Annotated in this window: 10 protein-coding genes; 4 read left to right on the forward strand and 6 right to left on the reverse strand. The window is 65.0% G+C overall.

What is annotated here, in order from left to right; all coding sequences use genetic code 11:
• Positions 1-24 precede the first annotated feature (24 nt).
• The 4 genes from C2L66_RS38260 to C2L66_RS38275 all read right to left on the reverse strand — a co-directional run bounded on the left by C2L66_RS38260 (position 25) and on the right by C2L66_RS38275 (position 7,266).
• Positions 25-1,188, reverse strand: a complete 1,164-nt coding sequence (locus C2L66_RS38260; protein ID WP_233445072.1) for an efflux RND transporter periplasmic adaptor subunit — start codon at positions 1,186-1,188, stop codon at positions 25-27.
• A 168-nt stretch (positions 1,189-1,356) separates the two neighbouring features.
• Positions 1,357-2,889 (reverse strand): efflux transporter outer membrane subunit, encoded by a 1,533-nt coding sequence (locus tag C2L66_RS38265; protein WP_060610621.1) that lies wholly within the window; start codon positions 2,887-2,889, stop codon positions 1,357-1,359.
• Between the two features lie 10 nt (positions 2,890-2,899).
• Positions 2,900-6,058 carry an efflux RND transporter permease subunit gene (locus C2L66_RS38270; RefSeq protein WP_060609414.1) on the reverse strand — a complete coding sequence of 1,053 codons (3,159 nt, stop codon included), beginning with the start codon at positions 6,056-6,058 and terminating at the stop codon, positions 2,900-2,902.
• A 14-nt stretch (positions 6,059-6,072) separates the two neighbouring features.
• On the reverse strand, positions 6,073-7,266 hold the full coding sequence (locus C2L66_RS38275; RefSeq protein ID WP_060609417.1) for an efflux RND transporter periplasmic adaptor subunit: 1,194 nt from the start codon (positions 7,264-7,266) through the stop codon (positions 6,073-6,075).
• Positions 7,267-7,540: 274 nt separating this feature from the next.
• Between C2L66_RS38275 and C2L66_RS38280 the strand changes: the two genes are divergently transcribed.
• The 3 genes from C2L66_RS38280 (at position 7,541) to C2L66_RS38290 (ending at position 10,374) form a co-directional block, all read left to right on the forward strand.
• The gene (locus C2L66_RS38280) at positions 7,541-8,185 is read left to right on the forward strand and encodes a TetR family transcriptional regulator (RefSeq protein WP_060609420.1); all 645 of its coding nucleotides are present in this window, start codon (positions 7,541-7,543) and stop codon (positions 8,183-8,185) included.
• 177 nt (positions 8,186-8,362) lie between these two features.
• Complete coding sequence (locus C2L66_RS38285) at positions 8,363-9,124, forward strand: response regulator (protein ID WP_060609423.1); 762 nt, start codon at positions 8,363-8,365, stop codon at positions 9,122-9,124.
• Positions 9,121-10,374, forward strand: coding sequence for an ATP-binding protein (locus C2L66_RS38290; RefSeq protein WP_060609426.1), 1,254 nt, complete (start codon positions 9,121-9,123; stop codon positions 10,372-10,374). Before C2L66_RS38285 ends, C2L66_RS38290 begins: the two co-directional genes overlap by 4 nt.
• Positions 10,375-10,445: 71 nt before the next feature.
• Here C2L66_RS38290 and C2L66_RS38295 read toward each other — a convergent pair whose 3' ends face one another.
• On the reverse strand, positions 10,446-10,865 hold the full coding sequence (locus C2L66_RS38295) for an RcnB family protein (RefSeq protein WP_060609429.1): 420 nt from the start codon (positions 10,863-10,865) through the stop codon (positions 10,446-10,448).
• Positions 10,866-10,948: 83 nt separating this feature from the next.
• Here C2L66_RS38295 and C2L66_RS41055 point away from each other — a divergent pair, with 83 nt between their 5' ends.
• Positions 10,949-11,275, forward strand: a complete 327-nt coding sequence (locus tag C2L66_RS41055; protein WP_060609432.1) for a hypothetical protein — start codon at positions 10,949-10,951, stop codon at positions 11,273-11,275.
• Between the two features lie 36 nt (positions 11,276-11,311).
• On the opposite strand, the gene C2L66_RS38300 is transcribed toward C2L66_RS41055, so the two are convergent.
• Complete coding sequence (locus C2L66_RS38300) at positions 11,312-12,208, reverse strand: oxidoreductase (protein ID WP_060609435.1); 897 nt, start codon at positions 12,206-12,208, stop codon at positions 11,312-11,314.
• Positions 12,209-12,232: the final 24 nt, after the last annotated feature.

Raw genomic sequence — 12,232 nt, forward strand, 5'->3', positions numbered from 1 at the left:
TATCTTTCGGTTCGCAAGCGCGCGTCAGGGGCGAACGATCTTCACGGCGCTGCCGTCGTCGAGCTTGTCCGCACCGTCCAGCACGATCGTGTCGCCCGCTTTCAGGCCGCCTTGCTCGATCACGGTCGTGTCGTTGTAGGCGACGCCCGCCGTCACGCGGCGCAGCGCGACCTTGCCTTCGCCCCGCTTCGCATCGGCGGCGGCGAGCGTCAGCACGAAATCGCCCGATGCGCCGTGCTGGATCGCGACCGTCGGCACGGTCAACGCGTCGCGCAAGGTGCCGACCGTCATCCGCACGTTGACGAAGCGGTTCGGGAACAGCCGGCCGTCGCGGTTGGGCGCGCTGGCTTTCAGCTTGACCGTGCCCGTCGTCGTGTCGGCCTGGTTGTCGATGGCGGCGAGCGTCGCGTGATCGAGCACGGTGCGCTTGTCGCGCGCGAATATCTCGACAGGCAATGCGCCCTTGTCGTGGAATGCGTCGACCACGTCGCCCATCTTGTCTTCGGGCAGCGCATAGACAACGGTGGTCGGCGAGTCGCTGGTGATCGTGGCGATGCCTGTCGTGTCGCTGGTCGTCACGTAGTTGCCGGCGTCGGTGGAAAGCAGGCCGATCGTGCCGTCCATCGGCGCAACGATCTCGCAGTAGCCGACCTGCACGCGCAGATTCGCCACGCTGCCCTGATCCGCCTTGACGGTGCCCTGGTACTGGCGCAGCGTCGCGCGCTGCGTGTCGAGCGTCTGATGCGAAATCGAGCCGCCGTCGATCAGGCTTTCGTAACGCGTCAAATCGGCGCGCGCATTCGCGAGCAGCGCTTCATCGTGTTCGAGCGTGCCTTGCGCTTCGAGCAACTGCGCGCGCAGCGCGCGCGAATCGATCCGCGCGATCGGCTGGCCCGCTTTCACACGCTGGCCTTCTTTCACGAGTATCGCTTCGAGCGTGCCGTTGACCTGCGTTTTCACGGTGACGGTCGCGCGCGGCGTGACGGTGCCGAGCGCGTCGAATTGCAGCGGCACGTCGGCACGCGTCACCGTGCCGATGGTGACAGGCGTGGCCTGCGCAACGGGATGCGGCGGCTTGTGGAACGCAGCGAACGCCTGCCAGACGACAACGCCCACAGCGACAACGCCTGCGGCGATCAACACACGACGGATTGGACGATTGAATTTCACGCGAAGATGGGTCGGCACTCGGGCCGCTCGACGGTTTGCCACACAAAGAACGACGCCACACGGGCGTCGCCGGAAAGCAGTTCGCCCGCCTCACGCGAGGACGGGCGGCTGCTCAGGAGATGACGGGGAATGTAGCAACGGGAAAGCGCGCCCAGGTTTAGCGCGCTTAGCAGATGTTTCAGCGCGTTACGGCTGCGCGGCGACGCGCGTGGGCGGCGGGGTCTGTGAGGCTTGCTGCGCGTAGGGCGCATCGGCGGAGCGCGGTGTGTCGCCCGTGCGTTCGATCCAGCCGCCGCCAAGATACTGATACAGATCGACGAGATTCGTGAGCCGGTTCAGCGACGCCGTAATCAGCGACTGCTGCGCCGAATACAGGTCGCTCTGTGCCGTCAGCACGTTCAGATAACTATCCACGCCATTGCGATACCGCAGATCCGACAGGTCATAGCGGCGCTGCTGCGACTCGACGTTCTCCTGCAACGCCTTGATCTGCCCGTCGTAGGTGCCGCGCGCCGCCAGCCCGTCGGACACTTCGCGGAATGCCGTCTGGATCGCCTTTTCGTACTGCGCGACGGCGACGTTCTTTTCGAGCTTCGCAAGATCGAGGTTCGCGCGGTTCTCGCCGCCCTTGAAGATCGGCACCGAAATCGTCGGCCCGAAGCTCCACGCCAGCTGCCCGGGCTTGAACAACGAGCCGAGGCTCGCGCTCGCCGTGCCGAAGTCGCCCGTCAGCGAGATGCTCGGGAAGAACGCCGCGCGCGCCGCGCCGATATTCGCATTCGAGCCGATCAGCGTTGCCTCGGCTTCCATGATGTCGGGACGGCGCGTCAGCAGATCGGACGGCAGGCCCGCCGGTATATCCGCGAGCAGTTGCTGGCTCGCGAGCGGCAAGCCTTGCGGCAGGTCGGCAGGCAGCGGCGCGCCGACCAGCAGCACGAGCGCGTTCTCGGCCTGCGCGCGCGAGCGCTGCTGGCTTTCGTAGTTCGCCTGCGCCTGCTGCATCGTGCCCGCCGCTTCGCGCAGATCGAGTTCGGAGCCCGTGCCCGTGTCGTACTGGAGCTTCGTCAGTTCGTACGAACGGCGCGCCGTGTCGTAGGTGTTCTTCGTGCTTGCCAGCATTTCGTCGTAGGCGACGAGCGTCAGATATTGATCGGCGACCTGCGACACCAGCAGGATTTCTTCCGCCTTGCGCGCCTGCGCTGTCGAGAAGTACGTCTGCAAGGACTGCTCGGTGAGGCTGCGCACCTTGCCGAAGAAGTCGAGTTCCCACGAAGCGCTCGCCGCCACCTGATAGTCGGCGCTCACCGTCGCCTTGCCGACGTACGACAGGTCCTTCGGCGTGCGGCTGCGCGTGCCCGTGCCGTCGACCGAAAGCGACGGCATCAGATCGGCGCGTTGAATGCGGTATTGCGCGCGTGCTTCCTCGACCTTCAGCGCCGACACGCGCAAGTCGCGGTTGTTCTGCAGCGCGAGTTCGATCAGCCGTTGCAGGCGCGGATCGACGAAGAACTCGCGCCAGCCGATGTCGGTTGCGGCGTGATCGTTTGCCGTGCGGGTCGCCGTGCGGGTCGCCGTACCTTTACCGGGCTGGTTGTCGTAGACGCCGCCTTGCGGAAAGGTCGCCGCGACGGGCGCGGCCGGACGCTCATAGGTCGGCGCGAGCGTGCAGCCCGTCGCGAAGAGCGCGGCGGCGAGCGTCGTCAGTAGTGTTCTGTTCATATGCTTGTCCTTACTGGGCCGTTTCTTCTTCGACGTCGTGCTCGCTGCCATGCGGCGGCGAGCCGTCGCGCGAGAACTTCTCGCGGATCACGACGTAGAACATCGGGATCATGAAAACGGCGAGGAACGTGGCCGTCAGCATCCCGCCGATCACACCCGTGCCGATTGCGTGCTGGCTCGACGAACCCGCGCCGTTGCTGACGGCGAGCGGCAGCACGCCGAGCACGAACGCCAGCGACGTCATCAGGATGGGCCGCAGCCGCAGGCGCGCCGCTTCGAGCGCGGCCTGCACGGCCGTCATGCCTTCGTTGATCTGCAATTCGCGCGCAAACTCGACGATCAGAATCGCGTTCTTCGCCGACAAACCCACCGTGGTGAGCAAGCCGACCTGGAAGAACACGTCGTTTTCCAGCCCGCGCATCGTGACGGCGAGCAAGGCGCCGATGACGCCGAGCGGCACGACGAGAATCACCGCGAACGGAATCGACCAGCTTTCGTACAGCGCGGCGAGACACAGGAACACGACGAGGATCGAGATGCCGTAGAGGATCGGCGCCTGCGAGCCCGACTGCCGTTCCTGGAACGACAGGCCTGTCCATTCGTAGCCGATGCCCTGCGGCAGCTTTGCGGCGAGCGCTTCCATCGCGGACATCGCCTGGCCCGTGCTCTTGCCTGCGGACGCCGCACCCTGGATCTCGACGGACGAAATGCCGTTGTAGCGTTCGAGCTTCGGCGAGCCGTAGGTCCAGTGTCCCGACGCCACCGACGTCAGCGGCATCATCGAACCCGAACTGCCGCGCACGTACCACTTGCTCATGTCTTCGGGCGTCATGCGGAACGGCGCGTCGCCTTGCAGATAGACCTTCTTGATCCGGCCATCGGTATCGAGGAAGTTGTTCACGTACGCCGACGCCCACGCAATCGAGAACGTCTGGTCGATGTCCGACACGGTCACGCCGAGCGCTTGCGCCTTCTCGCGGTCGATATCGACCTTGAACTGCGGCGTGTCGGACAGACCGTTCGGACGCACCAGCGCCAGCGACGGATCTTTCGCGGCCATCCCGAGCAACTGGTTGCGCGCGGCCATCAACGCGTCGTGGCCGAGGCCGGCGTTGTCGGTCAGTTCGAAGTCGAAGCCGGATGCCGTGCCGAGTTCGGGGATCGACGGCGGGTTCACTGCGAGCACCGTCGCTTCCTTGTACGACGCGTAGTGCCCGAATACGCGGCCCACCAGCGCCTGCACTTTCTGGTTCGCATGCTGGCGTTGCGAGTAGCCCTTCATCCGCACGAACGCGATGCCCGCGTTCTGGCCGCGGCCCGCAAAGCTGAAGCCGTTCACGGTAAAGACCGATTCGACGATGTCCTTTTCGTCGTTGAGCAGATAGTCGGTGACGTTCTTCAGCGCGCGTGCCGTGGTCTCCTGCGTCGAGCCGGGCGGCGTCTGCACGAGCACGAACATCGTGCCCTGATCCTCATCGGGCAGGAACGACTTCGGCAAACGCATGAACAGGAAGCCGACGGCGACGATCACCGCGAGATACAGCACCAGCCAGCGGCCCGAGCGGCGAATCACATGCTGCACGCCCGAGTGATACTTGTCGCGGCCGTTGTCGAAGGTGCGGTTGAACCAGCCGAAGAAGCCCCTGGTCGTCCCGTGATGGCCTTTCGGGATCGGCTTGAGGATCGTCGCGCACAGCGCGGGCGTGAGAACCAGCGCAACCAGCACGGACAACACCATCGCCGCCACGATGGTCAGCGAGAACTGCCGGTAGATCGCGCCGACCGATCCGCCCGAGAACGCCACGGGGACGAACACGGCCGACAGCACCAGCGCCACGCCGACCAGCGCGCCCGTGATCTGGCCCATCGCCTTGCGGGTGGCTTCTCTCGGCGACAGCCCCTCCTCCGACATCACCCGCTCGACGTTTTCGACCACCACGATCGCATCGTCCACCAGCAGGCCGATGGCGAGCACGAGACCGAACATCGACAGCGTATTGATCGAGAAACCCGCCGCGCTCATGATCGCGAAGGTGCCGAGCAGCACTACGGGCACCGCGATGGTCGGAATCAGCGTGGCGCGCAGGTTCTGCAGGAACAGATACATCACGAGGAACACCAGCACGATGCCTTCGAGCAGCGTCTTCACCACTTCTTCGATCGACATCGTCACGAACGGCGTCGTGTCGTACGGATACTGCACGGCGAGACCGTGCGGGAAGTTCTTCGACAAGGCGTCGATCTTCGCGCGCACCAGCTTTGCCGTTTGCAGCGCGTTCGCGCCCGTTGCGAGCTGAATGCCGAAGCCCGCCGTCGGCTGGCCGTTGTACTTCGTGTCGAAGTTGTAGTTCTCGCCGCCCAGCTCGATGCGCGCGACGTCCTTGATGCGCACCTGCGAACCGTCCTGATTGACCTTCAGCAGCACGTTGCCGAACTGCTCCTGGGTTTGCAGCAAGGTCGCCTGCGTGATGGTCGCCTGCAAGACCTGGCCGGGCACGGAAGGCGTGCCGCCGAGCGAGCCCGCCGCGACCTGCACGTTCTGATTCGTCAGCGCGGTTTCCACGTCGACGGGCGTGAGGCTGTACTGGTTCAGCTTGTTCGCGTCGAGCCAGATACGCATCGCGAACTGCGAGCCGAACAGCTGCACGGTGCCGACGCCGTCGACGCGGCTGACGGGGTCTTCGACATGCGAAGCCACATAGTTCGCGAGGTCGTAGCGGTCCATGCTGCCGTCCGTCGAGACGAACGCCATCACCAGCAGGAAGCTGCTGCTCGACTTCGTCACCTTCGTGCCCTGCTGCTGCACGCTTTCGGGCAACAGCGGCGTCGCGAGCTGCAGCTTGTTCTGCACCTGCACCTGCGCGATGTCGGGATTGGTGCCCGCCGCGAAGGTCAGCGTGATCGTCGCGTTGCCGGAGTCGTCGCTCGACGACGACATGTAGAGCAGATGGTCGAGGCCGCTCATCTGCTGCTCGATCACCTGCGTGACGGTGTTTTCGACCGTTTTCGCCGATGCGCCCGGATACGTCGCGCTGATCTGCACAGCGGGCGGTGCGATGGTCGGATACTGCGCGACGGGTAGATTGAAGATCGAAGCGATGCCCGCGAGCATCAGGATGATCGCGATGACCCAGGCAAAAATGGGGCGGTCGATAAAGAACTTTGCCATCGAATGCGTCCTCGTTACTGCGCGCTGTGCGCGCCGGAGGCAGGCGCGGCGGCTGCCGTTTGCGCGGCGGCGGCTGCATCGGCGTTCGGCAGTTGCGCGTCGACCGTCTTCACGGTCATGCCGGGGTGCACCTTGTCGACGCCCTGCACGATCACGCGGTCGCCTGTTTGCAGGCCGCTCTCGACCACCCAGTTCGCGCCATACGTGCCCGACGTCACCAGTTGCCGCGTCGCGACCTTGCCGTCGGCGCCCACCACGAGCGCCGTCGGGTCACCCTTCTGGTCGTGCGTGACGCCCTGTTGCGGCACGACGTACGCCTGTTCGTTGATGCCTTCCTCGATCTTCGCGCGCACGTACATGCCCGGCAGCAACACACGCTGTGCGTTGTCGAACAGGGCGCGCACGGTGACGGAGCCCGTGGTCTGATCGACGGTGACGTCGGAGAATTCGAGCTTGCCCGTGCCGCCGTATGGACGGCCGTCTTCGAGGATCAGCGTGACCTTGGCCGCATTCGGGCCGCTCGTCTTGAGCCGCCCTTCCTGCGCGTCGCGGCGCAGCTTGAGGCCGACGAGGCTCGATTGCGTGAGGTCCACATAGACGGGATCGAGCTGCTGCACCGTGGCGAGCAGCGTGGCCGCGCTCGACTGCACATACGCGCCTTCCGTCACCGACGACTTGCCGATGCGCCCCGAAATGGGCGAGGTCACGTCGGTATAGCCGAGATTGATCTGCGCCGTTTCGACAGCGGCCTTGCCCGATGCGACATCGGCGGCGGCCTGGCCCTCGGAGGCGACGGCGTTGTCGTAGTCCTGCTTGCTGATGGCGTTCGCCGCGACCAGCACCTTGTAGCGCTCGGCTTCCGCATGCGTCGATACGAGCGACGCCTGTGCCTTCGCGAGCGTCGCCTTCGCGCTGTTGAGCGAGGCGATATACGGCGCGGGATCGATCTTGTAGAGCGTCTGCCCCGCCTTGACCTCGCTGCCTTCCGTGAACGTGCGCTTCAGCACGATGCCGTCGACACGCGCCCGCACTTCAGCCACGAGATGCGCGCTCACGCGGCCGGGCAATTCGACGGTGACGGGCACGCCCGTCGGCTTGACGCTGACGACGCCGACTTCGGGCGTCTGTTGAGGCGGCGCTGCGGGCTTGTCGCTGCATGCGGCGAGAAACGGGATCACAGCGGAGATCGCAGCCGTGGCCGCGAGCATACGAAAGTTACGGTTCTTTAATAGCGCTGGCATCGTACAAACTTGTTTGAATTGAACGGGGCCGGCGCGCAACGAGTGTTGATCCAACACGCACCGACACGATAAGGTCGTGACGATAGGGGTTGTTCGCCTTTCTCGGGTTACAGCCACCAGGCTGCCGTAAGACTTGTTAATCCAACGTGGTGTCGCGCCGACTACGATGGCCGCGTGACTCACACAGTCGCTGCGTGGCTTCGCGTGCGCGGCGCCGAACGGCAGGAGAAAGGCACCCGTCATGGGACGAACGAAGCAACAGGCGCTCGACACGCGGGCGAGGATCATCGACGCCGCCGAGCGTGTGTTCTTCGTGCGCGGTTTTGCGCGCGCTGCGCTGGAAGACATTGCGTCGGAAGCGGGCGTGACGCGCGGCGCCGTCTACGGTCACTTCAGGAACAAGGAGGCCGTGTTTCAGGCGATCTACGAGTGCGCCGACATGCCGCTCGATCCATTCGTCGTACAGTCGTGCGAGCAGGACGCCGATCCGCTGCAGCATCTGCATGCGCAACTGCTGCAGCGCTTGCGCGACGCGTTGCATCTGCGGCGCGCGCGGCGTCTGTACAGCATCGCGCTGACCAAGTGCGAAGTGACGGCGGAAACGGCAGCCTTCTACGAGCGCGTCGCAATGGCGGCCTTGCGCGCCGAAGCGCAGATCGATGCGGCGCTACGGGCCGCGTCGCTGCGCGGACAGTTGCCGCCCGATCTCGACACGCGCGCGGCGGCCGGTTTCATCCACGCGGCATTGACCGGGTTTTTGCACAAGCGGCTGTTGATGTCGGCTGAACCGCGCGTCGATCTTGAAGCCGAGCAGACGCTTGCTTCGGCGCTAAGATGCGTGGGCGCGAACACGACGTTTAAACCGTTCGAACCCGCCCGCGTCTGACCGCACGGCGTCGGGGACGACGGCCGGAATTCAGTTAAGACTTGGTAAGACTTGCTAAGTCCCCAGAACCGGGTTCGCACCGCGTTGCGCTATAGTCATACGCAACATCCGACACCCCGGCGGAAACGACGCTGCCCCGCCCAAGGCGGCGAAGCGCCGGCGCAGCCTGCTCACATCATGCCCGACACGCCCATCCAGGTATTGCTCGTCGACGACGACGCCGACCTGCGCGACCTGCTTCGCAACTTCTTCCAGCAACGCGGCATCGAATTCTCGGTGCTGCACGACGCCACGCATCTCGCGCGCAGGCTCGAACGCGAGCGTCCGTCAATCATCGTGCTCGACCTGATGATGCCCGGCGTCGACGGGCTCACGGCGCTCAAGCAGTTGCGCGCGAGCGGCGACACGATTCCCGTCGTCATGCTGACGGCGCGCGCCGACGGCGTGGACCGCGTGATCGGCCTCGAACTCGGCGCGGACGATTATCTCGGCAAGCCGTTCATGCCGCAGGAATTGCTCGCGCGCATTCACGCCGTGCTGCGCCGTCACAAGCTGCATCCCGATGCGCCGCCCGTGGAGCATCGCGAGGCGCTCGTGTTCGGACGCTTCCGGCTCGACTTCGCCTCGCGTACGCTGTTTTGCGACAACGAACCCGTCAAGCTGACGGGCAGCGAGTACGCGCTGCTCGAAGTGTTCGCGCAGCATCCGATGGAAACACTGTCGCGCACGCGTATCGTCGATCTGCTGCACGGCCCGGATTCGGAAGTGACGGAACGCGGCATCGACGTGCCCGTGTGGCGTCTGCGGCGTCTGCTCGAAGACGACCCGGCCGCGCCGCGCCGCATCCAGACGATGCGCGGCATCGGCTATATGTTCGTGCCGGGCGAAGGCGGCGACGGCGACGATGCCGGCGAAGGCGGCGACAGCGCATCGCAATGAAAAACCCGTTCAACACGCTGTTCGGCCGTCTCGCGACGTTGACGGTCGGCCTGATCGTGGCCGTGCACGTGACCTCGCTGTTCGTCGTCGACCGCGAACGCGGCCATATCGACGCCGAGCATGCTCGCCGCGACGTGATGCTGGCCGTGCAGGCCAGGCACGATGGCGAGGCCGCCGCGCAGCACGTCGCGCAGACACTCGGCATCGAATACATCCCTGAGGCAGACCTGGTTCGCTCGGGCTGTCCGAACGGCTGCACGGGCTCCCATGCGCCGTTCGAGCGCGATCTCCTGCCGCGCATGCCCGAAGGCAGCCGCGTGGTGTTCGATCCGCACACGGGCTCGCTGTGGATACGGTATGGCCACGAGCCGTACTGGCTCTTCATGCGCAACGCGAATCTGCCGGGCATGCGCTTTGTCGGGTCGTCGCTGGTGATGCTGGTGCTGGCCGTTTGCGCGGCGCTGCTGGCTGCGTGGCAGTTTCAGCGTCCGTTGCACAGGCTGGCGGATGCGGCGCGCGAATTCAGAGTGGGCCGGCGGGTGCCGCCCGTGACGCAGAGCGGTCCCGCCGAAATGCGCGCGCTGATCGGCGACTTCAACCAGATGATGCGCGAGCTCGCGCAGTCCGAGCAGGAGCGTGCCGTGATGCTGGCGGGCGTCGCGCACGATCTGCGCGCGCCGATCACGCGCATGCAGGTGCGCGCGGACCTGTTGCCCGACGCGGCGAACCGCAGCGGCTTCCTGCGCGATGCCGAGTCGCTGTCGCGCATCGTCACGCAGTTTCTCGACTATGCGCGCGATACGGCCGATCCTTCGCCGCCCGCGAATGTCGATGCGCATTGCCGCCGTCACTATGGTGACGGGCTGGACGATGAAGCACTCGTGCGCCTGCATCTGAACGCGGGTGAGGGTTTCAATCTGCCGCTCGTGGACCTCGACCGGATACTGTCGAATCTGATCGAAAACGCGATGAACTACGGCGAGCCGCCCGTCGAGATTTCGACCTCCGCGCATAACGGCATCTACACGCTCTCGGTGCGCGATCATGGCGTGGGCATTCCGGGCGAGCAGCTCGAACGCGCATTGCAGCCGTTCACGCGCCTCGATCCGGCGCGCGGCGGCGACGCGCATTGCGGCCTCGGCCTCGCAATCGTGCGGCGGCTCACACGCTACAACGGCGGACACTTCGAATGCGATAACGCGCCCGATGGCGGGTTTCGCGTGACGCTGACGTTCGGGCGCGAAGCCTAGCCGGCGGCGCTTCTTCTTTCACGCAGTGTCTGGATGAAATGCCGCCCGCAGCGGGCGGCATTTTTCATGGATCAGCGATGCGGCGCGAGCAGGATGCTCGAAATCACACCCGTCGCGATCGCGACAAGCACGAAGTCGCCATTGACCTGCACCCAGTGATAACCCGACGGCGGCGGCTGGAGATCATAGCCGCGCCAGTCGTCGACGACATATTGCGAACGGCGATAGTCGGGCGGCAAGCGGTCGCCGCGATGCCAGTCACGGTGCGGTACGGGACCACGCGATGCTTCCGCGCGAACGGGCCCGCCAGCATACTGCGGACCGCCCGGACCACCAGGGCCGCCGGGACCGCCATCGGGACCGCCGCGTTCTTCGGCAGCGGGATGACGGCCCGGACCGCCGTCATCGCCGGGCGCGTATTGCGCGAACGCCTGAGTTTGAGCAACGACAGATGAAGCAGCAAGCAACAAGACCGATACGGTTTTTTTCATCAAACACTCCCCAAACACGGTGAGAGTGTTTTCCGGCGCAACGATTCAAACGGCGTCCTTACTGTGCCTTACGAGCGGCTGCTATGCGTGGTGACCAGGCAGTTCGAGACGCGCAAGCCCGCGAACCGGGCATGGCCTGCAAAAACGCGCCGAAGTCTTCGGCGATCATCATGGGCAGCACAGCTTCGACCGCCCGTCTCGTCGACAGGACGATCGACCTGCAACGCCTCGGCGCGATGCCTCTGCGCATGAACCCTTACAATCCCGTCGTCTGTCGCAATCGTGACCACGCCTCGCGACTCCACAGAGCCACATTAGCAAGCCGACGTGGTCTCGCCATCGTTGCGCTGCCGCTCGCGTCAGGCTACGACTACGACTCCGTTACCGTTTCCCATGCCACCTGCCATTGATGAGTGATACCAGGGATCGAACTTTGCCCGTCGGCATCAGCCAGGACCGTCACTAGCCGCTGCAAGAAGCGGTACTACCAGATCGCTGATCGGCGTCGGGACGCCGCGAGCGCGACCGCATCGCTGCACGACTCCGTTGCGGCAGTCCCATTCGAGCGGACGGCCTGTCTGCCGGTCCGCAAGGATGGATGTACCCATGTCGGCCGGGTAGCGTTGAAACGCATCGACGATCTCTTGCGGCACCTCGTCGCCCAGCGTGGCGCCTTCCGCACGGGCGACGTCCAGACATTCCCGCAGATAGGCCAAAGACAATGTGGCGATGTCGGCTCGGGAGAACATGCCGGATCGGCGTCCTGTCAGAACCATCAAACCTGCGACCGCATTCTGCAAAAGCTTTCTCCACGCGACGGATACGAAGTCGGCAGCTACGTCGACCGCGCATCGCGTGCCGTACAGCGCTGCGAGCACGGCGCTGTTTTCGGGTACGTCTGGCAAGGTGAGGCGCGCCCTGGCGCGCAGCCACACCGACGCGTCCGCTTCACGTTGAGCGGGAAACCACACGACAGAGGGCAGTACCGGGCTGCCCGGCAAGTACGGCGCGATGAGCGATTTCTGCTCGACGCCGTTTTGCAGTACGCAAACGACGGTCTTCTCATTGCACAAGGCAGAAAGCCACGGTGCGGTGGCCGCGATCTGCGTCGACTTGACCGCGACGAAAACAAGGTCGAATCTGGTTTCGATCTTCGCCGGATCGTTCTGCACAGGACCCGGCACGACAATACGGCCGCCATCGAAGCGAAGCTCCAGGCGCTCGTGCGCGGTGCGGCCGAACAGTGCAGGCGTGCGTCCTGCCTCATGAAGCGCTGCCGCTATGGTCGTGCCGATTGCGCCCGGACCCACGAGCGCGACGGTTGGATGTTCAGGCTTCGTCATAAATATGTCCTGATGGTGATGAAT

Origin of the sequence: Paraburkholderia caribensis, from assembly GCF_002902945.1 — a bacterium.
Lineage (GTDB): Bacteria > Pseudomonadota > Gammaproteobacteria > Burkholderiales > Burkholderiaceae > Paraburkholderia > Paraburkholderia caribensis.

Excerpts from the sequence above, each read along its gene's own strand:
- C2L66_RS38265 (WP_060610621.1), bottom strand. The coding sequence starts at position 2,889 with ATGAACAGAACACTACTGACGACGCTCGCCGCCGCGCTCTTCGCGACG.
- C2L66_RS38270 (WP_060609414.1), bottom strand. The coding sequence starts at position 6,058 with ATGGCAAAGTTCTTTATCGACCGCCCCATTTTTGCCTGGGTCATCGCG.
- C2L66_RS38275 (WP_060609417.1), bottom strand. The coding sequence starts at position 7,266 with ATGCTCGCGGCCACGGCTGCGATCTCCGCTGTGATCCCGTTTCTCGCC.
- C2L66_RS38280 (WP_060609420.1), top strand. The coding sequence starts at position 7,541 with ATGGGACGAACGAAGCAACAGGCGCTCGACACGCGGGCGAGGATCATC.
- C2L66_RS38285 (WP_060609423.1), top strand. The coding sequence starts at position 8,363 with ATGCCCGACACGCCCATCCAGGTATTGCTCGTCGACGACGACGCCGAC.
- C2L66_RS38290 (WP_060609426.1), top strand. The coding sequence starts at position 9,121 with ATGAAAAACCCGTTCAACACGCTGTTCGGCCGTCTCGCGACGTTGACG.
- C2L66_RS38295 (WP_060609429.1), bottom strand. The coding sequence starts at position 10,865 with ATGAAAAAAACCGTATCGGTCTTGTTGCTTGCTGCTTCATCTGTCGTT.
- C2L66_RS41055 (WP_060609432.1), top strand. The coding sequence starts at position 10,949 with ATGCGTGGTGACCAGGCAGTTCGAGACGCGCAAGCCCGCGAACCGGGC.
- C2L66_RS38300 (WP_060609435.1), bottom strand. The coding sequence starts at position 12,208 with ATGACGAAGCCTGAACATCCAACCGTCGCGCTCGTGGGTCCGGGCGCA.